At 54.5% G+C, this 23,882-nt stretch carries 19 protein-coding genes; 11 read left to right on the forward strand and 8 right to left on the reverse strand.

What is annotated here, in order from left to right:
* The first annotated feature begins 27 nt into the window (after positions 1 to 27).
* From fusA to IJT02_09165, 4 genes are all read left to right on the forward strand, one after another.
* Complete coding sequence (fusA, locus tag IJT02_09150) at positions 28 to 2,094, forward strand: elongation factor G (GenBank protein ID MBQ7545091.1); 2,067 nt, start codon at positions 28 to 30, stop codon at positions 2,092 to 2,094.
* Positions 2,095 to 2,161: 67 nt separating this feature from the next.
* A complete protein-coding gene (locus IJT02_09155; protein MBQ7545092.1) occupies positions 2,162 to 3,364 on the forward strand; it encodes a DUF2029 domain-containing protein in 1,203 nt (400 codons plus the stop codon).
* Between the two features lie 109 nt (positions 3,365 to 3,473).
* Positions 3,474 to 4,910: an NAD(P)/FAD-dependent oxidoreductase gene (locus IJT02_09160; protein MBQ7545093.1), complete on the forward strand. Its 1,437-nt coding sequence runs from the start codon at positions 3,474 to 3,476 to the stop codon at positions 4,908 to 4,910.
* 82 nt (positions 4,911 to 4,992) lie between these two features.
* Positions 4,993 to 7,626 (forward strand): carboxylesterase family protein, encoded by a 2,634-nt coding sequence (locus IJT02_09165; protein MBQ7545094.1) that lies wholly within the window; start codon positions 4,993 to 4,995, stop codon positions 7,624 to 7,626.
* 46 nt (positions 7,627 to 7,672) lie between these two features.
* On the opposite strand, the gene IJT02_09170 is transcribed toward IJT02_09165, so the two are convergent.
* A complete protein-coding gene (locus IJT02_09170) occupies positions 7,673 to 8,704 on the reverse strand; it encodes a hypothetical protein (GenBank protein ID MBQ7545095.1) in 1,032 nt (343 codons plus the stop codon).
* A gap of 172 nt (positions 8,705 to 8,876) precedes the next feature.
* Between IJT02_09170 and IJT02_09175 the strand changes: the two genes are divergently transcribed.
* The 5 genes from IJT02_09175 to mglC all read left to right on the forward strand — a co-directional run bounded on the left by IJT02_09175 (position 8,877) and on the right by mglC (position 14,849).
* Positions 8,877 to 9,977 carry a CAP domain-containing protein gene (locus IJT02_09175; GenBank protein ID MBQ7545096.1) on the forward strand — a complete coding sequence of 367 codons (1,101 nt, stop codon included), beginning with the start codon at positions 8,877 to 8,879 and terminating at the stop codon, positions 9,975 to 9,977.
* A 39-nt stretch (positions 9,978 to 10,016) separates the two neighbouring features.
* Positions 10,017 to 11,030: a galactose ABC transporter substrate-binding protein gene (locus IJT02_09180; protein ID MBQ7545097.1), complete on the forward strand. Its 1,014-nt coding sequence runs from the start codon at positions 10,017 to 10,019 to the stop codon at positions 11,028 to 11,030.
* A 64-nt stretch (positions 11,031 to 11,094) separates the two neighbouring features.
* Positions 11,095 to 12,072 (forward strand): galactose ABC transporter substrate-binding protein, encoded by a 978-nt coding sequence (locus IJT02_09185; protein MBQ7545098.1) that lies wholly within the window; start codon positions 11,095 to 11,097, stop codon positions 12,070 to 12,072.
* Positions 12,069 to 13,604, forward strand: coding sequence for a sugar ABC transporter ATP-binding protein (locus IJT02_09190; protein ID MBQ7545099.1), 1,536 nt, complete (start codon positions 12,069 to 12,071; stop codon positions 13,602 to 13,604). Before IJT02_09185 ends, IJT02_09190 begins: the two co-directional genes overlap by 4 nt.
* A gap of 18 nt (positions 13,605 to 13,622) precedes the next feature.
* The gene (gene mglC, locus IJT02_09195; protein MBQ7545100.1) at positions 13,623 to 14,849 is read left to right on the forward strand and encodes a galactose/methyl galactoside ABC transporter permease MglC; all 1,227 of its coding nucleotides are present in this window, start codon (positions 13,623 to 13,625) and stop codon (positions 14,847 to 14,849) included.
* Positions 14,850 to 14,905: 56 nt separating this feature from the next.
* Here the strand turns inward: mglC and IJT02_09200 are convergent, their stop codons facing one another.
* Complete coding sequence (locus IJT02_09200) at positions 14,906 to 15,133, reverse strand: hypothetical protein (GenBank protein MBQ7545101.1); 228 nt, start codon at positions 15,131 to 15,133, stop codon at positions 14,906 to 14,908.
* Positions 15,134 to 15,234: 101 nt separating this feature from the next.
* Between IJT02_09200 and IJT02_09205 the strand changes: the two genes are divergently transcribed.
* Positions 15,235 to 16,416, forward strand: coding sequence for a galactokinase (locus tag IJT02_09205; protein ID MBQ7545102.1), 1,182 nt, complete (start codon positions 15,235 to 15,237; stop codon positions 16,414 to 16,416).
* Positions 16,417 to 16,441: 25 nt separating this feature from the next.
* Entirely contained in the window at positions 16,442 to 16,756 is a 315-nt protein-coding gene (gene rsfS / locus IJT02_09210; GenBank protein ID MBQ7545103.1) for a ribosome silencing factor, read from the forward strand.
* 36 nt (positions 16,757 to 16,792) lie between these two features.
* On the opposite strand, the gene IJT02_09215 is transcribed toward rsfS, so the two are convergent.
* From IJT02_09215 to IJT02_09240, 6 genes are all read right to left on the reverse strand, one after another.
* Positions 16,793 to 17,569, reverse strand: coding sequence for a tyrosine-protein phosphatase (locus IJT02_09215; GenBank protein MBQ7545104.1), 777 nt, complete (start codon positions 17,567 to 17,569; stop codon positions 16,793 to 16,795).
* Positions 17,556 to 18,065, reverse strand: a complete 510-nt coding sequence (citX, locus tag IJT02_09220) for a citrate lyase holo-[acyl-carrier protein] synthase (protein ID MBQ7545105.1) — start codon at positions 18,063 to 18,065, stop codon at positions 17,556 to 17,558. The genes IJT02_09215 and citX overlap by 14 nt, the downstream gene beginning before the upstream one ends.
* A 9-nt stretch (positions 18,066 to 18,074) precedes the next feature.
* Positions 18,075 to 19,001, reverse strand: coding sequence for a WG repeat-containing protein (locus IJT02_09225; protein ID MBQ7545106.1), 927 nt, complete (start codon positions 18,999 to 19,001; stop codon positions 18,075 to 18,077).
* A gap of 28 nt (positions 19,002 to 19,029) precedes the next feature.
* Positions 19,030 to 20,034 carry a hypothetical protein gene (locus IJT02_09230; protein MBQ7545107.1) on the reverse strand — a complete coding sequence of 335 codons (1,005 nt, stop codon included), beginning with the start codon at positions 20,032 to 20,034 and terminating at the stop codon, positions 19,030 to 19,032.
* A 92-nt stretch (positions 20,035 to 20,126) separates the two neighbouring features.
* Positions 20,127 to 22,004: a translational GTPase TypA gene (gene typA, locus IJT02_09235; GenBank protein MBQ7545108.1), complete on the reverse strand. Its 1,878-nt coding sequence runs from the start codon at positions 22,002 to 22,004 to the stop codon at positions 20,127 to 20,129.
* A 43-nt stretch (positions 22,005 to 22,047) separates the two neighbouring features.
* Positions 22,048 to 23,850: a DUF262 domain-containing protein gene (locus IJT02_09240; protein ID MBQ7545109.1), complete on the reverse strand. Its 1,803-nt coding sequence runs from the start codon at positions 23,848 to 23,850 to the stop codon at positions 22,048 to 22,050.
* Between the last annotated feature and the right edge of the window lie 32 nt (positions 23,851 to 23,882).

A 23,882-nucleotide genomic window follows, 5' to 3' on the forward strand; every position in this document is an offset into this window, starting at 1 on the left:
ATCATCAAGGGAAGGTGTTTATCCACTATGGGGGTACGTAAACCCGAAGATACCCGCAGTTTCGCATTATGTGCGCACGGCGGGGCAGGCAAGACCTCACTGGCCGAAGCAATGCTTTTCGACAACGGCAATATCGGCAGGATGGGCAGTGTCCAGAACGGCAACACAGTAAGCGATTTCCAGTCAGAGGAACAGAAGCGCAGCATCTCAATCTCCACCTCACTAATGACCCTCGAACGCAAAGGCAAAACGTTCTTCGTCCTTGACGCACCCGGCTACGCAGACTTCACCGGCGAAATGAGCGCGGCAATCCGTGTCGCGGACACAGCAGTGATTCTCGTGAGCAGTGTCGGCGGCATCGAGGTACAGACCAGCAAGGCTTGGGAGTACGCAGAGCACCACAACGCTCCTGTGTCGTTCGTGGTCTCGAAGATGGACAGGGAAAATGCAGACTTCGAGAAAGTGCTTGACGACATTCAGAGCCAGTTCTCCAAGAACGCTCTTCCTGTGCTGCTTCCTATCGGGAGTGCGGAGAAGTTCACGGGAGTCGTCGATGTCCTCAAGGGCAAAGCCTACACCTACAAGCCGGACGGGAGCGGAAAATTCACGGAGGGCGAAATTCCTGCGGACTTGGCCGGAGAAGCGGAGAGCGCGCGTGAAGCACTCATTGAAGCCGCCGTCGAGATGGATGATGCTCTGATGGAGAAGTACTTAGAGGGCGAAGCAGTCAGCGAGGCAGACCTTGAACGCACCCTGAAGCTGGCTGTTGCGGCACGAAGGATAATGCCCGTCGTAGCACTCTCAGCGACCGCGAACATCGGAGTTCCGCAGTTCATGGACTTTGTGGCGGACTACTTCCCGTCGCCTGTGGACATCGGAGCTGTCGAGGGTGCAGAGCCCAAGACCGACGCACCTTTCTCCGCACTGTGCTTCAAGGTTATGGCTGATGCGTTCGTCGGGAAGCTGTCGTTCATCCGCGTGTACTCGGGAACTCTCTCCTCCGAAGGCAGCAGCATCTACAACGTCAGCAAGGGCGAAGAAGAGCGCATCTCCTCCTTCAAGCTGATGACCGGCAAGGACGGAAAGGACGTTAAGGAAGTCATAGCCGGAGACATCGTAGCGATACCGAAGCTCCAGAGCGCGCGCGTAGGACACACTCTCGCGACAAAGGGCGGTTTCTCCGGGCAGTTCAAGCCGATAGAGTTCCCGAAGCCGGTATACAGTGTCGCGGTTGTGGCCAAGACCAGAGCCGACGAGGACAAGCTCGGCAACGCAATTTCCCGCACGCTCGAAGAAGACTGCTCGCTGACGTTCGAGAAGAACGCGGAGACAAGGGATAACGTACTCTCAGGAATGGGAGACATGCACATAGACATAGTGCTGGCCAAGATGAAGGAACGTTACGGCGTTGACCTCGAGACCAGAACCCCGCAGGTGCCTTACCGCGAGACCATCCGCAAGGTTGCAGAAGCTCAGGGCAAACATAAGAAGCAGTCCGGCGGGCACGGGCAGTACGGAGATGTGTACATCAGGTACAGGCCTCTTGAGCGCGGCGCAGGGTTCGAGTTCATTGACAGCGTAGTCGGCGGAGCAGTACCGCGCAACTTCATTCCGGCGGTCGAGAAGGGACTTCGTGAGTACATGACCGCAGGGCCTCTCGCGGGATTCCCGGTTGTGGACTTCAGCGCAGAACTCTACTACGGAAGCTATCACGACGTTGACAGCTCGGAAATGTCCTTCAAGCTCGCAACGAGGCTTTCTTTCCGCAAGGGCATTATGGACGCGAATCCTGTCCTGCTTGAGCCCGTTATGGATGTTGAAGTTACTGTGCCTGAAAGGTTCATGGGCGACGTTATGGGCGACTTCAACAGCCGCAGAGGCCGCATCATGGGCATGGAAGGACACGGTAAGCTGCAGGTCGTGAAGGCGCAGTGCCCGCTTGCTGAAATGTTCAGGTACGCGATAATCCTGAGGTCGATGACGAGCGGCGAGGGTTCGTTCTCGATGGAGTATTCTCACTACGAGGAAGTTCCGGGCGACATCGCGAAGAAGGTTATTGCGGCGCACAAGAAGGAAGACGAGGACGAGGAGTAGCAGTAAAGTTTTGCGCCCTCCTGTTCTTGAAGCAGGGGGGTATTATTATGCAGAGGTGTAATAGTTTATGGCTAATGTTAAGTTTTCCGCGCACCATTATCTGCTGATGATACTTTTTGCCGGACTTGGCACAGCGGGAGTATGGTGGATGTTTCATGACGGAGCTACTTGGACGGATTTCCCGACTCAGTGGCGGATATGCGTGTATACTCTTCGCGGCATGGATATATACTCGTTCAGGGGAACAGCTGATTATCTGCCGGAGATCGGAGCAATAAGCGAGGGCTTCCACGCTTCGCCTTTCGGGCTTGTGCTGGAAAATCTGTTCTACGGAGGTTTTCTGCCGTTCAATGCCGCAAAAATATACTTCATTGCGCTCAACATAGCAGTGATTGTCATTGCGTCTTGCCTGCTGTACCAGAAGACAGCAAAACTCTCTCAGGAACTGGGAATAATGTCGTTCTTGGTGTCTCTGACATCGGTGAACTTCTTCATATCGACGCACGAGGGCAACGCAGGAGGAATGATCTGTGCTTTTCTAGTTATCGCGTGGCTCATTCTTGAGGAGCATCCGTACACTTCGGGAATACTCATCGGCTTCGCGATGGTCAAGCCGCAAGATGCCGCTATCGTTTGCATCGCGCTTCTCCTGATGAAGAAAGTTCTTTCGGTTGTTGTGGCAGCTGTGATTGACGTTGCTGCATGGCTGGTCTCATCTTTGCTCCTGAAGCGCGGAATGCTGGAGCTACTTCAGGAATTTCTGTTTGCCCCTAACGCTCTGCCTGTCGGTTCTTCGGAGGCGAGACCATTCGCTGGGATATTCTCTCTTGTGTCCGATAATTTTCTGTACGCGACGGCAGCAAGCATGGTGTTCGGAATAATATTCCTGTTTTGGGTTTACCGTTCGCTTCCCGCAGAAATGCCGGGAATCTTCAAGATATACCCCGCTTTCATGGCCGTAACTTTCTGGTGTTATTCATGGGCTCTGGACAGTTACGTGCTGATTGTTCCCGCGTGCCTGTGCCTGTGGCTGATGTTCAGGAGCAGTTCACGGAGGGAGTTCTGGGGCTGGATGCTGTGGGGGCTGTTCTGCGTGAGCGGTGCATTCTTCAGGAGTGCGGTCTGCAGGGTGCTGATGAGAGCTTATGCCGACATCGGCTACTACAAAGCCTACGATATAGCGCGTACCCTGAACGAAGTCGGCATTATAATTCTGGGAATAGTAATCTGCGTTGAACTCAGGCGCATATACAGAGAGGCAAGCTCATGAAGAAAGTTCTCATCATAGGAGCAGGCCCGGCCGGCCTCACAGCAGCATACGAAATTCTACGTACGGGGGGGGGGACTACACTGTAACAGTCTTTGAGGAGAGCACGTACATGGGCGGCATCTCCCGCACCGTCTGCCACAACGGCAACCGCATGGACATGGGCGGACATCGCTTCTTCTCGAAGGTTCAGGCCGTCAACGACTGGTGGCAGAACATGATGCCCTCTCAGGGTGCACTGCCTTACGACGACAGAACGCTCGGCCGCACTTCACAGCTCACGCCCGGAGGCCCGGACCCGGAACAGACTGACCGCGTCATGCTCCGGCGTAACAGGCTCAGCCGTATATTCTTCAACCGCAAGTTCTTCGACTACCCAATCTCGATGAAGCCCGCAACAATCCGAAACATGGGGCTTTTCACAACGATAGCAGCAGGGTTCAGCTACCTCAAGGCCGCAATGTTCAAGCGCGAGGAAAAATCCCTTGAGGACTTCTACATCAACAGGTTCGGCTATAAGCTCTACAGCATGTTTTTCGAGAACTACACGCTGAACTTGTGGGGAAGGCATCCGCGCGACATTTCCCCTGAATGGGGAGCACAGAGAGTTAAGGGACTCTCAATCACCGCAATACTCCGCGACATCTTCGGGAAAATCTTTCACCTGCATTACCGCAAGGTAGAGACCTCGTTAATCGAGGAGTTCTCTTACCCGAAATTAGGGCCCGGCCAGCTTTGGGAGATTACGGCCGACGAAATTACACGCATGGGCGGAAAAATTATCACCGGCGCAAAGGTTACAGGCCTCAAGTTGTCAGGGCAAAACATCACTGGGCTGATGTACCAGAAAGACGGGCAGGAGTTCACGGAAGCGGGAGGCGTTGTGATTTCCTCAATGCCCGTCAAAGACTTGGTCGGCGGAATGAACGGCGTACCGTCGGAAATCGCGGAGATTGCTTCCGGCCTGCCGTACAGGGACTATATGACGCTCGGAGTCCTCGTGAAGAAACTTGCCCTCCGCAACGAAACCAGCATCAAGACGCTCAGCGGCATAATCCCCGACAACTGGATATATGTCCATGACAAGAGCGTGAAGATGGGGCGTATTCAGGTCTTCAACAACTGGTCGCCGTACATGGTCAAGGACATTGAACATTCCGTGTGGCTCGGCCTCGAGTACTTCTGCAGTGAGGGAGACTCCTTGTGGAGCATGACTGATGAGGAGTTCGCGGAGCTGGGCATAACCGAGATGCTCAGGATGGGGCTCATCGCTTCGCGTGATGATGTTCTCGACACCCACGCCGAACGAGTCAGAAAGGCTTATCCCGCCTACTTCGACACGTATGCGCGCATGGACGAACTCCGCGCGTGGCTCGACGGCATCGCTAACCTCTACTGCATCGGCCGCAACGGACAGCACCGCTACAACAACATTGACCACTCGATGTGCACGGCTTTCGAGGCGGTGAGGTGCGTCCTCTCAGGAAGCACGGACAAATCCCCGGTCTGGAACGTCAACACCGAGAAGGAATACCACGAGAGCAAATAACTTTGTCCCCTCTGAATTATCAGGGGGGAATTTTTCTGCTACAATCTGCATGCATAATTCCAAGCGGAAAGAGGTAGTACATTTGAAGAAGTTACTAGCAGCTATGTTTGTGCTTGCCCTCGCGGCCTCGTGTTCGTGGGCAGACACATCGATAGACAGCACAGTTTTCCCTGATCCTGCATTCAGGGAAGTCGTCAAGAACATTGACCCCAATCGTGACGAAACACTCACGGACAGCGAGATTGCTTCTGTTAGTGCGGTCTACGCATCCGGCTTAGGTATCTCTTCGCTGAAGGGCATAGAGGTTTTCACCGCCATAACAAGGCTGGAATGTGCCAGCAACGATATCGCGGCTCTTGACCTCAGCAGCAACGATCTCCTCGAGACTCTCGTCTGCAACAACAACAAACTTGCCGCCCTCGACGTGAGCAGATGCCCGAGCCTCAAGGAGCTGTACTGTTCTGTCAACAGTCTCGACATCCTCAACGTAAGCCACAACACAGCTCTTGTGTCGCTCGACTGCGCCTCGAACAGGCTCTCCGCTATCGACCTCTCGTGGAACTCCGAGCTTGAGTACCTCGATGTCAGCGGCAACAACATCACCTCCCTGAACCTCAGCAAGAATCCCGCCTTGAAGTACCTCATCTGCAGAGACCTCAACCTTGCGGCGAACGGCCTCAACGTCAGCGGCCTTCCTGAGCTCCGGCGTTTGTGGTGCTGGAACGACGGGCTGACTTCGCTCGATCTGTCGGGGCAGGCCTCCCTCGTAGAGCTTCTCTGCTACGGCAACAATTTTGCTTCACCGGTTAACGTCAGCACGTTCCTCAGCGGAAGCGATTTCTTCTCTGGTGTCGAAAGCACCGACAGAATCAGCAATGTTACGGCACTTGACGCTTCGGGAAAGCCGGTTACGTTCTTAGGCTTCGGCTCGGCGGAGAAATTTAGTGCTACTCCGGCGTTTGTGCGCTACGATTACGACACAGGCAGCGAGAACGTCAAGCTGAGCGTTACACAGCAGACAGACGAAGCTCCTAAGACGCTCGCTTCATGCTCCAACGGAGTCTTTCAGGGCACGTCAGAAGGCAGCATCCTGATGTGGAAGGGCATACCCTACGCGAAACAGCCCGTAGGTTCATTGCGCTGGAAAGCTCCCGAAGCTCCCGAAGATTCTACTGACGTCCGCGCAGCCGTAACGTTCGCACCCGCCCCGATCCAGCACACGAGTGCCCACAATCCTCCGTCCATAATGCCGCGCGGTGAGGAGTGCTTAGCCCTCAACGTCTGGAACAACACGGCATCCTCTGACCTCAAGCCCGTGATGGTTTGGGTGCACGGTGGTTCGTTCAACAGCGGCGGAACGTCAAATCCCGACTACGACGGCAGAAAGTTCATCGAGGCACATAATGATGTCATTCTCGTGAGCGTCGGCTACAGGGTCGGACTGATGGGCTTCATCGACTTCGTACACTCCGGGCTTGCGGGCGGAAGCGATTATCCCGACAGTGGCAACTTAGGCCTTCTCGACATCGTTCAGGCTCTGCGCTGGATAAAGCAGAACATCAAGGCGTTCGGCGGAAACCCGGAGAACGTTACGGTGTTCGGGCAGTCGTCGGGTTCTGCGGCAGTCTCGCTCGTGATGGCGATGCCTCAGGCGGCCGGGCTGTTCCAGAGGGCAATCACGCAGAGCGGTGCAGTCTCGATGACACAGAGCGTCGAGGATGCCGCGCCCCTCACTCAGGCACTCGTTCAGCTCACCGGCGCGACGAGCATGACTGACCTTCTGGCTTTGTCGTCGAATGACCTTCTTGCGGCGGCGGAAAAACTGCAGGCCTACACGAACTTCCCCATACGCGACGGTGTTCACGTTGCGGCAAATCCTTTCGAGGCATTTGCGACAAACTCGCCGAACTTCAGCATAATGTCAGGAACTATGGCTGACGAGGTGAATTACTGGATGCTTGCTCTGGGGAGTGAGAATTTCGCGCAGTTCATTCCGGCGGCGTTCTACCAGATTGCAGAGGGAATAAGCGCGGTCAACAGCGACGACGGAAAGATTCCCGAGCAGTTCGTGGCGGCGTACATGAGCACTCACGACGGCGCGACGGAGCTTGAGGCAGTCTGCCAGTTCCTGAACGATACGCTGTTCAGGGTTCCGGCACTCGCTGAGCTGGAGAACTACGCGGGCAAAAAGTACCTGTACTACTGGGACAGTTCGGTCGGAATCGCAGGGCTTGGCGCGTGCCACGCTCTCGACATCCCTTACGTGCTCAACCTGCCGGAGATGCTGAGCTTCCCGAAAAATTATGTGCCGTTCGAGCTCAGCCAGGACTTGGCGGACAAGGTGCAGAGCATGTGGGTGAGTTTCGCGAAGACTGGCAGTCCTTCTGATGCTTGGCAGGAGTACAACACCACGACCCGCGCAACGATGCTCATCAAGTCTTCTCCGTCGGTCAGCTACGGGCACTTGGCCGAACGTTACGCTCTCGTGAGTCCTCTGCTGAAGTACGGTCTCTCGGGACGCGAGCTTATCAGCGGAATGGCGGCACTCAACGAAGACAACGACACTTCGCCCGACGCACAGCCGCAGACCAGCCCGGACGTTACTGAGCCTCTCTCCTACGAATTGGGGGCTTCCAGAGGAGGCGGCGGGTGCAGCACTGGCTTCACGCTTTGGGGTCTTGCTGCAGTAGTGTATTTCATCAAGAAGAGAGCTTAAGGCATGAATATACCCTCCTCTGAGAACGGGGAGGGTTTTTGTTTGTCTACAGGAAGAAGTACCTTATCACGAAGAGCAGAGCCACAAGCGCAAGCCCCAGCACTCCGAAGAACAACATATCCCCCAAGAACGACACCCCGTGAGCGTTGGGCTGTTCCGGCGGGTTATCCTCCTTCACCTTAATCTTGATGTCCTTCGTGATGCTGACTGCCCCCCTGATTTCGTCGCTTATCTTCACGTACAGGAATTTCTTGCCCGCAGTGTCGCGAATCTCAACGACAGGGAACAGCGGCTCGATGTTGTTCTCCTCCATGAACTTCTTGACCAGTGCGCTCGTGCCCTCGCCCTCGATGTTCACGCCGATAATGTCTCCCGGCGTAATCTCTGACGAGGCCTTGCCCCTCACAGGGTCAACTACAGGCGTACACATTATTATCGTGCCCTCGAAGTTTGAGCTGTCGCGGATGTTCGTTTCCTCTTCGGCCTTCTCGCGTTCTTCCTGCTCGCGCTGCATCTGAGCCATTTCGGCGGCAGTCGGCGGAAGAGGCTTGATTATCTTTGCGCGCTCAAGTTCCGTGCGTGAGACAGGTTCTGCGTCGGTGGTAGAGCTGAACACGCACTGCGCAACTCCCTCAAAGCGCCGGCGAATCATGCTCTCTATCTGCCTGAGTTTGGCGCGCGTGTAGTTCTCAAATAGCTTCTTCTTCTCCTCGATCCTCATGATGTCCTTCAGCTGAGCCTGCAGCTTCTCCGCCCAATCCTTGTCCAGCGGCCCCATCTGCGGAAGGCTGTTGACGAACTTCCTCCACACCTGCGAGGACTCCACCAGTACGCCGGTCTTGTACGGCCGCGCCAGCCAGAACGCCTGAAACACTGTCTTTCCCGTCTTGCCCTCAAAGATTATGCAGAAACCTCCGCCCATGTCCCCCCTGCTCGGCGTAAACGTCGACTTCAGCGCAAGAAACTCAGGAACGTTGTTCTTGGCCGGTTCTGAGGATGAGTCCGACGAATGGTCAGAACGCTTTGAGGACAGGTCTGCGACATCCCTCAAGCCTTGTGTGATGCTGTCTTCAGGCATGATTTACTCCTCCGAGAAAAGTTAGTGTCTAGGATGGAGTGATTATAGCCCGTCAATCTTTCGTTGCAAACCGCAAAAATTCGAATGACTTACGCAATTTTTTTCCCCGAGTTTTCACTATAATATTCACATCCGCATGAGACTTGAAAATTTACTCTGGAGGCTGCAACAGTTGAGGCTGAAAATTTTTCCGGCAGTTCTCGTCGTTGTGTTTATGCTTTCGTCATCGGCATATGCAGACAGCATATATGATTCTGAGCCGACGTTCTCGCCGTATTATGCCGGTTCTGTCAAGAGTGCCGTCCTCAATGAAGCACTGCAGGAACTGAACTACATACGCTGGCTGATAGGCGTGCCGAACAACGTAACCCTTAATGCTGAATACACCCGCAAAGCACAGCACGGGGCAGTCCTTCTTGACGCGGTCGGAACTCTCACGCATACACCGTCCAGACCGTCAGACATGAGCCAGTCGTTCTATGAGCTCGGGTATGACGCAACGACTCACAGCAATTTGTCGTGGGGCTCTTCAGAAATGACGCTGAAGCTCAGCACAAAACTTTGCATGCACGATTCTGACAGCTCCAACATATCGCGGCTTGGGCATCGCAGGTGGCTCATGAACCCCAGACTCAAGCAGACAGGTTTCGGCATAAGCACAAGAGGCGGTTTCGCGGCTACGTATGTCATTGAGGAGTTCGAGCATTCAGGGGAAGGCAACACCTTGACGCAGGAGGAGTACGAACGCTACCTTGAATGGCTGAAGTGGCCGGTGTCAGATGAGTTCATAACTTGGCCGACGGGCAGGCATCCTCATCCTCTGACGTACTTTGAGGCTGACACTGCGTGGTCCGTAACCCTGAACAGAGATGTCTTCGATGATACTGACGCTAGTTCTGTGAAGGTTGTGCTTACGCGGAACAGCGACGGCAGAACGTGGAAGTTCAGCAGAAGCAGCAGTGATGGTTATTTTGCCGTGAGCAAGGGGGAAGTTGCTTACGACCAGTGCATAATCTTCCGCCCCGACGGAATCACAAGCTACAATAACGGTGAGACATGGAGCGTAGAAGTGTCCGGCCTTGCCCGCAAAGACGGAGGAACAGGAAGCATATCGTACAGGGTAACATTCACTGGGGAAACTACAGGCTACGAGGAGGATACTCCTTACAACAGGCAGGGCAGTGAAGACTCTGACGAAGGAGGGTGCGGAGTTATGACGTTTCCGGCATTCATGGCACTCTTGGTTTTCGGAATCCCGCGCATAAGAAAATAGTACGCGCTGGAATATATATTTTCACAGGAGGTTATCATCGTGAAGAAGTTTGCAGTACTTATCGCAGCAGTTCTCGCAGTAACGGCAGTCGCAGCATTTGCCGCCAGTGATGCCCTCGTCGGAGCATGCATCTACAAGTTCGACGACACGTTCATGACGGGTGTCCGCAACGCAATGCGCGCGCAGATGGAGAAGGAAGGCGGAGAGCTCGAGATCGTCGACAGCCAGAACCGCCAGCCCACCCAGAACGACCAGGTTGACGCGTACATCTCGAAGGGTGCGAACGCCCTCATCGTCAACCCCGTCGACCGCACAGCCGCTGAACCCCTCATGCAGAAGGCAAAGGCCGAAGGTCTCCCGATAGTGTTCGTGAACCGCGAGCCCTACGCTGATGTCATGGCGGCCTACGACAAAATCTGGTACGTCGGCGCAAAGGCAGAGGAGTCCGGCACTCAGTCGGGACAGATAATCGTCGACTACTTCAAGGCCAACCCGAAGGCTGACCGCAACGGCGACGGAAAGATTCAGTACATCATGATCAGGGGCGAGCAGGGACACCAGGACGCGACGCTCAGGACTGAGTACTCGCTCAAGGCAATCAAGGACGCAGGCTTTGAGGTTGTGGAGCTCGGCAACGACACAGCCAACTGGGACAAGGTTCAGGCAACCGACAAGATGAAGGGCTTCATCAGCGCAGTCGGCATCGACAACATCGAGGCAGTCCTCGCAAACAATGACGACATGGCACTCGGCGCGATCGAGGCACTCAAGGCTGAAGGCTACAACATGGGCGACCCCGACAAGTATATTCCTGTCGTAGGAGTTGACGCGACGGCACCGGCACTCGAGGCAATGAGCAAGGGCGAGATGCTCGGTACAGTCCTCAACGACGCGGACAATCAGGGCTTCGCGGCCGTGAAAGTCGCAGTTGTTGCGGCGGATGACAAGCCCGTAACCGACGAAGCAATCGGCTACACGATCACTGACGGGAAATACATCTGGATACCTTACCGCCCCGTTACCGTCGAGAACTACAAGGAGTTCATGAAGTAGAGAATGTAGAATCATGCCCCCGTTTTGCGCGGGGGTTCATTTTATTCATGAGAGGTGAATATTTTTGCGTAAAGTGTTAATTGTTGCATTGATGCTGATGCTGGCATTCGGAGCCTGTGCTCATGCTGATGACGTGAAAATCGGCGCGTGTATCTACAGGTTCAGTGATGCCTTTATGCTGAGGTTCAGGAACGCGATGGCTGATGAAGCCGCGAAGGCCGGAGTTGCACTTATCATCGCGGACTCGCAGAACGACCAGACCACGCAGGACGCGCAGGTTGATGACTTCATTGCGAGCGGAGTGAACGTTCTCGTCATCAACCCTGTTGACCGCATGGCCTCGCAGGGCATAATCGACAAAGCGAAGGCCGCCGGTATTCCTGTTGTGTTCATCAACAGAGAGCCGACGGAGGAGATGCTTGCGTCCTACGAGAAAGCGTATTACGTCGGAGCGAAGCCGGAGGAGTCGGGCACTGAGGCCGGAGAGCTCGTAGCCGCGTACTTCAAGGCACACCCCGAAGCCGACAAGAACAAGGACGGAAAGCTGCAGTTCATCATGCTGAAGGGCGAGAACGGGCATCAGGACATGATCGCAAGAAGCAAGTACTCAGTCGAGGCACTTCAGGCCGCTGGTGTTGAACCTGTGGAGATCGCGAGCGCAATAGCGAACTGGGACAAGCTACAGGCAATGACCATGATGAACGCGTTTCTGATGTCAATCGGCCCGGAGAACATCGAAGCCGTAATCGCCAACAACGACGAGATGGCACTTGGTGCGGTCGAAGCCCTTAAGGCTCAGGACTACAACAAGGGCAATGCTGAAATGTACATCCCCGTCGTCGGAGTTGACGCGAACGCTTCAGCACTCGACGCGATGGACAGGGGCGAAATGCTCGGCACAGTCCTGAATGACGCTGACGGTCAGGGCAGTGCGGCAGTGAAGCTGGCGGTCTCTCTGGCCAAGAACGGAAGCGCAGAAGGTGCTGACGGAAAATATATCTGGATACCCTACCAGAAAGTTACGAGAGGTGAGAAACAGTGAGCGATTATCTGCTTGAGATGAAGAACATCACCAAGACTTTCCCGGGCGTTAAAGCACTCGACAACGTAAGCCTCAACGTCCGCAAAGGTACTGTCCATGCCCTTATGGGAGAGAACGGCGCAGGGAAGTCGACGCTGATGAAGTGTCTCTTCGGAATCTACGAACCCAACGAGGGCGAGATATGTCTCGAGGGCAAGAAGGTCGAGATTCACTCGGCGCGGCAGGCAATGGACAACGGTATCGCGATGGTTCATCAGGAACTTCACCCGATACGCTTCCGCTCTGTTATGGAGAACGTGTACTTAGGGAGATTTCCCGGCCACATGGGAGTTGTTGACCACAAAGCGATGTACGAGCGCACAAAAGCACTCTTCGAGGACCTTGAGCTCGACGTTGACCCGTTAGCGTTGGCAGGCGACCAGAGCGCGGCTATCCTGCAGATGATGGAGATTGCGCGTGCCGTCGACATGAAGGCCAAGATAATAATCCTCGACGAGCCGACAAGCTCGCTGTCTGACCGTGAAGTTGACCACCTCTTCAAGATCATCAACAGGCTTCGTGCGCAGGGAGTTGCGTTCATCTACATTTCGCACAAGATGAAGGAGATTCTGGAGATTTCCGACGAAATTACGGTCATGAGGGACGGCACGTACGTAGGAACTTGGCCGGTAACCGACGACAAGGGCGAGAAGCTCACCATAGACTTTATCATCAAGCAGATGGTCGGGCGTGAGATGACTAACCAGTTCCCGCCGCGCGACGGCAAGCCGGGCAGTGAAGTCGTGCTGAAGGTTGAGCATGTGTGCTCGCCGCTGAGAAAGTCCTTCCAGGATGTCAGCTTTGAGCTGCACAAGCAGGAGATTTTAGGCATCGGCGGACTTGTCGGAGCACAGAGGACGGAATTTGTCGAGGCACTGTTCGGGCTTCGCGGAATTGCCTCAGGAGAAATTATGCTCAACGGAGCACGTTACACGAACAGATCGCCGGGCTTCGCGAAATCCAGAGGCCTCGCACTCCTCACGGAGGAACGCAGGGCAACGGGAATCTTCGGCATCCTTCCCATCCTCGAGAACACAGTCATCGCTAACCAGCGGAGCTATGCGCATTTCGGAGTGCTCAACGACAGCCGCAGGGCAAAAGACGCGGACGAGGAGTGCCGCAAGCTCAACGTCAAGACACCGTCCCTCAACACGCTGATTCAGAACCTGTCGGGCGGAAACCAGCAGAAAGTCTTGATTGCGCGCTGGCTTCTCACGAACTCCGACATCCTGATACTCGACGAACCCACCAGAGGAATCGACGTGGGAGCGAAGTACGAGATCTATAACATCATGCTCGAGCAGATTGCGCAGGGCAAGAGCATAATCATGATTTCGTCCGAAATGCCGGAGCTTATGGGCATGAGCGATAGAATTATGGTCATGTGCGAAGGCAGGGTAACGGGCTTCCTGAACAAGGGAGAATACACACAGGAAAAGATAATGGCACTTGCGACGCAGTTCGCCGGGCGCAAGGACAGCACAGCCGCATAACAAGGAGGACAATAAATTATGGCGGAAAAAACAGCATCACGTTCAAAGCGTTTAATGACAACGGGAGGAATTGTGTGCCTCATTCTCGGAGTAATCCTCTACTTCCTGAAGGCACCGATGGGCCTCAACCGCAAGATCTATGACCTGCCGGTATTCCTGATCATCATCGGGATATGCTTTGCCGTTAGGGGTTTCATGGCGAAGGAGAAGACGGAGGAGGAGGCAGCCCTTGCCGGCAAGACCTTCACCGAGTTCCTGACGAACAACGCGATACTTCTGGCTATGCTTGTGCTGGTTGTGGTTATCTGCATCCTTCAGCCCCGCTTCATGCAGATACGCGTCGCACTGGATATTCTCACGCAGTCGTCCCCGAAGCTCATCATGGCACTGGGAATCTGCTTCGCCCTGCTGATTGCGGGTACAGACCTCAGCGCGGGCCGTATGGTCGGACTTGCGGCGGTAATCTCCGCGTCGATGATGCAGACTGCGACCTACGCAAATAGATTCTTCCCCGATCTTCCGCAGCTTCCTCTGTGGATACCGATAGCGGCCGCAATCGCTGCGTGTATGCTGTTCGGCGCGCTGAACGGCTTTATCGTGGCCAAGTACGAGATGCACCCGTTCATTGCGACGCTGGCGACGCAGGTCATCATCTACGGAGTGTGCTCGCTGTATTTCGACATGCCCCCCAACAACTCACAGCCCATCGGAGGCATCAGGCCTGACTTCGCGCAGATAGGACAGCTGAGGCTCTTCAACGGACTGTGGAAGGGATTTCCCGGCATCTCAATTCTCATCCCGATAGCAATCGTAATCTGCATAATCATCTGGTTCATCCTGAACAAGACGGTGTTCGGCAAGAACGTCTACGCAATCGGCGGCAACCGTGAAGCGGCAGTAGTTGCGGGCATCAACGTTTTCCGTAACATCATGTTCATCTTCATCCTTGCGTCATTGCTGTACGGCATCGCGGGAGTCCTCGAGGCAGCCAGAACAGCCGGAGCGACGAACAATTACGGACTGGGCTACGAGACTGACGCTATAGCGGCGTGCGTTGTCGGAGGAGTGTCGATGAGCGGCGGTATCGGAAAAGTCGGCGGTATCGTGATGGGCGTGCTTATCTTCACGGTGATTCAGTACGGCCTGCAGTTCATCAACGTTTCGCCGATGTGGCAGCAGGTAATTAAGGGAGTAATTATCGCGGTGGCAGTCGCAATAGACATGACGAAGTACCGCAGGAAGTAGCTCCTGAAAAGCAAAAGCCCCCTCTGAACAAGAAGGGGCTTTGTGATTCTCAATTACTACCATCTTCCGCAAGACCCGAAATGATGCTTGCGATCCGGGCTCTTATTGCAGCGTCCCTTCACGGCACGGGGGATTTCGTGTGATGCAACGGTCTTTCCGCAATAATGACACCTGTAGTGCACTTCTCCTCTGGCCATAAATGTCTCAGACGCATCGGGCGCATACGCGGGAGCAAAAACACCGAGCATGAGCACAACAGCCAACACCTTGAAAAATCTCTTCATGAACATACTCACCTCCTTTATAGTTTATACAACGCGATGTGGTTTCTGTCAACAAAGAATGTATAATTCAAGCGAAGGATATTTTCTTGGAGGGTTAATTAATGATAGAGACAATGAGACAGACATTCGCGCGCATATTCGGCACGGGTTCTGACCCGCACGCCTTCTTCTCTCCCGGCCGCGTCAACCTCATCGGCGAACACACAGACCACGAAGGCGGCTACGTCTTTCCCTGCGCAATAGACTTCGGCATTTACGCCCTAGCACGCAAGAACGACACCGCCTCACTCCGCCTCTACTCCATGAACTTTGACGGGGAATACGCCGTGCCGTTCGAGATTCCTTACTCCGAGATACGGGAGAAGCTCACGGGTTCTCGCACGTGGGTGAACTACCCCTTAGGCATCGCCAGCGTACTTGCCAAGCACGGCTTCAGCCTAGCGTCCGGCATTGACGTTCTCTACAGCGGAAACCTTCCTGACGGCGCAGGACTCTCGTCTTCGGCGGCTCTCGAGGTTCTCACCGTGAGAATCTTCAGCGACCTGCTGAGGCTAAAGATTGACGGGGTGAAGGCGGCTCTCTACTCACAGGAGGCAGAGAATGACTTTGTCGGGATGCACTGTGGCATAATGGATCAGTTTGCCGTCAGCATGGGCAGGAAAGACCACGCCGTCCTCCTGAACTGCTCGACGCTCGATTACTCGTACGCCCCGCTTTCGCTCGGCAGCAGCAAGATCATCATCACCAACTCCAACGTTCCGCACTCACTCGTAGGCAGCGAGTACAACTTACGCCGCCAGCAGTGCGAGGCAGCTCTGGCGGACATCAAGAAGGTGAGGAAGATCTCCTGCCTATGCGGCCTGACTCCCGAAGACCTTGACGAGTTCTCGTACCTCGTGAAAGACCCCGTCAACCTCAGGCGCGCAGTCCATGCCGTCAGCGAGAACGCCCGCGCGAAACGTGCCGCAGAATCCCTCCAGGCCGGAGACTTCATCACGTTCGGGCGGCTGATGAATGCCTCTCACGTCTCCCTGAGGGACAACTATCAGGTTACAGTGCCGGAGCTTGACGTTCTGGCTTCCCTTGCGTGGGAACAGCCCGGCGTAGTCGGCTCAAGGATGACCGGCGGAGGGTTCGGGGGGTGCACGGTGAGCATCGTCGAGAACGATCATGCTGATGAGTTCATCGCGAACGTAGGCCGTGAGTACGAGGCAAGAACCGGGCGCAAGGCGAGTTTCTACACGACAGGTTGTGCTGACGGAGCAGGGAGGATAGCACTATAATATCCGCATGAGAGGAGCTGAGTGAATGGACAGCAATATACTTGATAACATCACTGAAGCACTGGAGGCCAAGAACGGCGAGGACATCCTCACGCTCGACCTCAAGGGGCGCGGAGGACTGGCGGATGCGTTCGTGCTGGTTACGGGAAATTCTGAGACGCACATGCGCACGCTGACTGATGCGGCGGAGGAAGTTCTGCTGCGTCTGGGCAGGAAGTGCCGCACTGAGGGAGCAGAGAGCTCGAACTGGCGGCTTCTTGACGGCGGGGACGTGGTGGTTCACGTGTTCAGCCACAAGGGCAGAGAGTTCTACAGGCTGGAGCGTCTCTGGGAAGAGTAACAGAAATCCCCTCCAGTTCGTCAGGAGGGGAAATTTTTACTGTATCAGCTTTTCTCGGAGTTCTTCTATATCCTCAACTCTAACCCCTATTCCCCTAAAGTATCGTTCTCCCGCGTCAGCAAGGTTGATGTGTGCGAGGTCGCTGGTCTTCACGCCGAAAGCCTCAGCGAGGAAGCGCGTTATCTCACACTCAACGACAGTGTCATACTCCCTGCTGCCTTTCTGAATCCCGAAGTAATTTGTGAACGACACAAGGTAGTCGCTAATGACCTCATCGAGGGTTGCTCCGCACAAGCACTCAACAAGTGCGCACACGAACCCTGCTCTGTCCTTACCCAGCGAGCAGTGAATCAGGAAAGGAGGTTCGCTCCGTGCCATGAGGGTTATTCCCCGCGCGAGGCTGTCGCGGAAAGTCTTGCTCTGGTACTTCATTCCCAGCCCAAGCGCAATAATTTTCTGCGTGCTGTAGTAGCTGCCTTCGTAGCCTGCATGCTCTCTCGGGTCAGCGTCGGCCAAGTTCAAGAACGTCCTCACTCCTGCCTTCTGCGCTGCTTTGTCGGCGATAACGTTTCTGTTCCCCCAAGTACTTATGGGTGAGGAAGAACGGTACAGCTTCCCTTTGCCGATGCCCGTCGTCCTGACCATGCGGAAATTCGCGAACTCCTCATCAGTTAGAGAAGGGTAATCCGTCCTCTCCCTGCCGAGCCTGCGTGAAAGGCTCTTGTAGAAGTTCCTGCTGTACTCTGAGGCCTCAGCACTCAGGCACAGCATCAGCACGAGAAGTATTGCCGTGATAAGCCTACATCTCTTCATCGCTGAGCATCCTCTCTATTGCGTCCTGCATCTCCTTGACCGTGTGAGTTCTTGACCTTGCGCACTCCTGAGCCTGACGGTCGCAGATAAGGCACTTCCTGAAACTTGGCCTAGAGAGCTTGTTTCCTTGAACGTCAATAACATCAATATCATAGAGCCTTCCGACCGTTGAGGCCTCCTCTATCTCTGTGGCAATATCCTTCAGCTTTGAAGGATCAGCGTTGCCGACAGAGAGCAGCAGCTCATCTCCCGTATCCTCGTGAACCTCTGAGGAGTCGAGAATTACAGCTCCTGCTTCCTTGAGCCGTTCGAGAAGGGAGTCTCTGCCCCTGATGAAGGCTCTGCGTATGAGCTCGTTGGTCTTGACCGGGCCGGGAATGTTCATGCTGAACGACACAAGCGGTGAGGAATGCTTCTGCAGAAATGCCCGCTGTTCGTGAGAACGTGCCTCACGTCTGGCGAGCATCTGCGCTAAGTCGACTGTGTTGCCTTCCATGTCTGCACCTTAAGGCCTGATGTAGCCCCAGCGTTTTTCGCGCTTCACTGCCGCAAGCCCCTCGCTGAAAGGCCGTGCATCGTCGAACTGCGAAGGTATCTCCCACTCACCGCGAATGTTCACGTAACCCCACCGCCTGTCTCCGGCAACAGGTGCGAGCCCGTCCCCGAATGCTCCTGCGCTGTTGTAGCGTCTCGGTATCGTGAACCTCCCGCGAGGACTCAGGTAACCCCAGCCCCGATAGTTCGTGCGCGTCCTGACTGCCGCAAGTCCGCCGGAGAAATCTCCCGCCTCGTGGTAACTTGGCCGAATCGCGAACTTGCCTTCCTTGTTGATGTAGCCCCAGCGTCCGTCAACGTACACAGCCGCGAGGCCCTCGCAGAAGTTCCGTGCCCTCGTGAAGCGCGGCTCAATCACGAACACTCCCCTGACGTTGATATACCCCCACAGCCCCTTCTTCATTGCGGGAGCTAGGCCGTCAACGAATGAGCCTGCGCGCTGGAATGACGGAGCAATAACGTAATTCCCCATGAGGTCTATAAATCCCCACTGTCCTCCTGACTGCACAGCCGCTAACCCTTCGCTGAACGGCAGGCCGTTGGTGAAGAATTTTTCCGTGCGCTCGTCGGTGTCCTCGTCAATCACAACAAATGCAGGGTTGCCGTATGTGTCTATGTAGTGGTCTCCGACAAACGCGAACCCGTCGGAGAAGTCTCCGGCCTCCGGGACGCGGTGAACGAAGGGGATTGCGATTCTGCCGAGATAGTCGATGTAGCCCCATCGGTCATTGGACTTTACGGCGGCGAGGCCTTCGTGGAACTCCCGAGCGTCCTCGTAGGTGTAGGGGATAACGATTGCCGGAGGCTTTGTGTTGGCGGCATCGGCGGCTGTGCACAGGAGCAGGAGCACAACAACAGCCAAAGGTTTAAGTTTCATGGTGAGCATCATATCCTTTCAGGGGATATTATATGCCATCATGCATGTTAAGGAATTGTTCGAGACAGTATATCTGCCATTTCTGGTTGCCGGTGAAACTTGAGAGGTCAATATCACTCCTGAACTCCGGGCGTGAAGCTCCCTGCCAGTCCTTGAAGTATGCATCTACAGGGCGCGGCATCGGAATCTTCTCGGGGACTCTGACATCGGGATAGCGCATCCTGAACAGTTCGCGGATAAGGTACTTGGACTCTCCGTTACGGACTCTCTGGAGGTCAAGGGGCTCTGACATCTTTAGCCTTGCGTACGGGTCATAATAGCTTATTCCTGCGGCGGCAAAAGCATTCATGTATGAGCTTGAAGACTCTACAGAAAACACGTCATCCATGAAGGCCAAGAAGTCTATCCTGTCTCCGTCGAGCCGGTAACGTTCAAAGACGTACTGCATCGACACGGGCTCACGCAAAACATCTTCAGGGCGGGTGAAAGTGTATCTGTTCATGAACTCGTCAAAGCTCCAGTCCTTAGAGAGCAGCTTATCCATTCCGCCGAAGACAAGATCACTGCTCTCACCTACAAACATAACTTCCACGCCGTCAGCTTCCGCCTGAAGTGCTGCCTGGTAAATCTGCGGCTCTATCGAGTGAACAGGTGCGCACTTGGCCTTCATGACGGGCGTGAGATACTGTGTTACTGTGTTCCACGAAATGTCCACGTAATGCAGCCTTAAGCCGTAAACTTCCGCGTAATACTCCGCGCGCGCAAGCTCCTCACTCTGATAGCTGCCGCCCAGAAAACGGAACGTGTACGCATCCGCACCCGACAGGTACGACGCAACGATAGCCGAGTCCATTCCGCCGGACAGCAGGACTCCCTTCTTCATGTCCCGGAATGTTTCCGTCTGCGAACGTATTGCGCTGTCGATGTCCTGCGCTGTTCTGACTCTGATTCTCTGCTCATCAGGAACAGGCTTAATGTTCTGGTGATGAAGTCCCGGGTAGAAATCCCTGCTGTCGTCCTCAATGTATCTCAATGCTAAATAAGAGCTCATACAGTAAGATTTATCTACCCCCCCCCCCCGTGAATTACGTAGTGCTTCTTGTGTCATTATACTTACTTCCTCCTTTATGCTTCTTGAGGCTGCCTTCTCTGAGCCTTGCGCCTCTCCAGCTCATCGAGAATCGCCTTCCTCAATCTCACTGACTGCGGCGTAACCTCTACTAGTTCGTCCGTCTCTATCCACTCCATCGCCTTCTCGAGGGACATCCTGCGCGGAACATCCAGCTTCGTCGTGAGCTCCTTCGTCGCCGAGCGGTGGTTAGTCTGCTGCTTCTTCTTCGTCGGGTTGCAGGGAATGTCTCCGGGACGCGAGCATTCACCGATAATCATTCCGTTGTAGACCTGCTCGAGCGGCGAGATGAACAGCACGCCCCTGCTCTGCAGGTTCTCGAGCTGGTAGGCTGTAGCTTCGCCGGTGTCCATGCTGACGAGTGAACCTCTGTTGCGCGTTACGAGGTCTCCTGCCCACTCCTTATAGCCGCTGAAACAATTAGACATTATCCCGAGCCCGCGCGTGTCCGTCAGGAACTCTCCCCTGTAACCGATTAATCCCCTCGTCGGAATCTCTATCTCGATGCGCAGCAATCCTCTGTCAGGGTTGTCGATGTTGAGGATTTTGCCCTTCCGCCGCGTCATCTTCTCGAACACTATACCCTGATACTCTTCAGGTACATCAATAGTAACAAGCTCGTACGGCTCGCACTTAACGCCGTCCTTGTACTCTACGATTACTTCAGGCTTCGACACGCAGAACTCCATACCCTCGCGCCTCATCTCCTCAATGAGAATCCCCAGCTGTAGCTCGCCTCTGCCTGAAATCTTCACGCCGTCGGGCCGTCCCAAGTCCTCCATACGAAGCGACACATTAACGTGCATTTCACGCTGTAAACGTGCCTTAAGCTGGCGGAGGGTTACCGCCTGACCTTCACGTCCAGCGAAAGGCCCTGAGTTCACGAGGAAGAACATTGACACCGTAGGCTCCTCAATGGATAAAGGCTTGAGCGGTGCGTCAGAGATTTCTTCTGCGCAGAAAGTATCTCCTATGTCGATCTCGTTCGGCCCGGTCAGCCACACAATATCTCCCGCACTTACGCTGTCGACTTCCGTACGGTCAAGCCCGCGCGTTACCCAGAGCTGTGCTACTTTGGCGTTCTCCTTGCCGGTGATTTGCCAGTCGTCTCCTGTGTGGTCGGTGCTGTTCCACTTCGTAGAAACTCTCACGAACGGAGCTCCCTTGCTGATGTGCCCCTGAAGAATTTTCCCGCACCCGATTCGCCCGACGTACTCATTCCACGCGAGCGTACTTACCTGCATCAAGAAAGGCTTGTCCGGGTCAACGTCAGGAGCAGGAACGTGGTCTATTATCGCTTGGAAGAGGTCATCCATTCCTTCATGGGGCTTGCTGAGGTCACTAACCGCCCAGCCGTTAAGCCCCGAGCCGTAAAGCACCGGGAAATCTGCCTGCTCATCGCTTGCTCCGAGCTCAAAGAACAGGTCGAACGTGAGATTCAGCGCGCGGTTGGGGTCAGCACCTTCACGGTCTACCTTGTTGATGAAGACCAGCGGACGCATCCCTATCGAGAGTGCGTGCTGTAGAACGTAGCGTGTCTGGGGCATCGGGCCTTCATTCGCGTCAACGATGAGTATTACGCTGTCGACGGTCGAGAGTATGCGTTCAACTTCGCCGGAAAAGTCTGCGTGTCCGGGAGTGTCGATGATGTTTATCTGGTAGCCCTTCCACTCGACTGTACAGGGCTTGCTGCGGATTGTGATGCCGCGCTCGCGTTCGAGGGGGTTGGAGTCCATTACGCGCTCGGCTACTTGTGTGTGTGCGGCGAAGGTCTGTGCGGCGCGGAAGATGGAGTCGATGAGTGTGGTTTTGCCGTGATCTATGTGTGCGACTATGGCAAGGTTGCGGATGTGTTTAGCGTCTTGTGAGTGCATGAAAAATTTTCAGTCCTGTTATCATAAATTTTTTCCCGCAATTTTAGCACATGCTGTTTTCTGCCCTGCCCCTGAGAACTACGAATGCCCGCCTGATTATCTGTGCCATAAGCCTGCGTCTCTGCATAAGGAACTCCTCATAACTCATGCTTTCCCAGCCGTGAGGAAGTGCATTCTCCTCCTCCATCTGCGTAATCTCTTCGTGAGTCATTCCCTCGCACACAGCAGGGTAATACACCGCAGGAGCTTCATCGAGAATCTTCATGTTGTCGTTCCAGTCTATATAGGCGTAATTGGCCATCTGGTTAATCTGCGTGTCAGCGTAGCCTTTCTCCTTCAGGTGTGCTTTGGGGAACAGGTGATGCTTCTCGAGGGACTTGCGCGACCCGTCAGCACCGGGCATGAATAACGTCGAAACCGGGAGGCTGCTGCGTGAGAACAGAGGCTTCGTGCCGAGAATATTCAGCGATGCGACGTAGGCAAACCACGCGTTATTACCCGAGCCGGACACTGCCAGACCCTCAGAGCCGGGAAGAGTTATGTTGAAGTAATCGTCTGTCAGCCTCTCGGAAACACGCGACAGAATGAACTGCCGGTATTCTTCCAGAGAAGACAGGCGGGAAATTGCGTTGAGGTGGTTTTCTGCGACAGTCTCTGGAGAGTTCGAGTACAGCGAGGTCAATGCGGCGTGGAAGAACCACAGAGACGATAACGCTTTGTTGTCGCTGTTCGGAGCGTTGAACCTATCCCGCGCGATAAGGTACATGGAATACGTGTAATATATTGCGTTCTTCGACAGTATCATAGAGTCCGAAAGATAGCCCGCATTCATTATCGCCTTCAGGAACTCGTGCCAGTTGTTCACGCTCATAACGTCAGGAAGTTTCGCCTTGAGTATCGAGAAATTGCGCTCTCTGAGTTCAGGAGTGATTGTGTTTCTGCTGTTCAGGTCTGCTCCCCTCAGCAGCTTGTAGCCGTACATCAGACGTGCCCGGCCGAAAGCATACGCCATTACCGTACGGATTATGTCCTGCGCTGAAATCTCTATGCCCATGCTGTTGAAGGAAGTCGCGACTCCCGGCGAATATTCGCCTGACTCTTTGCAGAAACGCTCTATCTCCCTGCGGCCTTCTTCCCAGTGCACAGAAAGCAGTGTAAGGATAAAGTCATTCTGCCTTAACGGTGTCCCGCTGGAATTTATGCGCACAAAAACCTGCGAGACGGCTTCTTCTTCTGCGTTTGACTTTATCATGAACACGGGAAACTTGTAGTTCTTCAGGCTGAACACCGCCTCTATATTCACCTCTATAGTTTCCTGCTCTTCGTCGGAAAGTTCGAGGCCTGCTAGTGCTCTGTGATCCTCAAGAGCCTTCATGAATTTGCGGATGTACTTTGAGGACGTTGCGGAAGTGAACAGCTCGCTGAGATTGTAGATCCACTCTGGATTATTCTTTATGGCCGCAGTCCCTACCTCGAATCTGCCTTCAAGGGGGCTGAACGAGATTACTATACTCTTCTCCTTGAAGTCCGAAGCAACAACAGGCTTCCCCTTCATCACCGCATATAATGACGTAAGTCTCTGCTGTCCGTCTATTATCACTTCTTTAGGCTCGTCGTAGCTCTTGCCTTCGAGGCCGATTGATTTGCTTTTGTCCAGATCGGGACATTCCCACAGCATCAGGTAACCGACCGGGTAACCGCTCATCATGGAGTCGAACAGGTCGCGTATCTTCGTATTCTTCCAGACGAACGGCCTCTGAAGCTCCGGCAGGCCAAGTTCTCCCGTGTCAATCTTCTCGATGAGCTGGGCTACCGTAAATTCAGTCGTGTAGAAAATAGCATCCATGAAAATTCCTGCTCCTCGTTGATAAAGTTAAA

Source organism: Synergistaceae bacterium (genome assembly GCA_017450125.1).
In the GTDB taxonomy this organism is placed as follows: Bacteria; Synergistota; Synergistia; order Synergistales; family Aminobacteriaceae; genus JAFUXM01.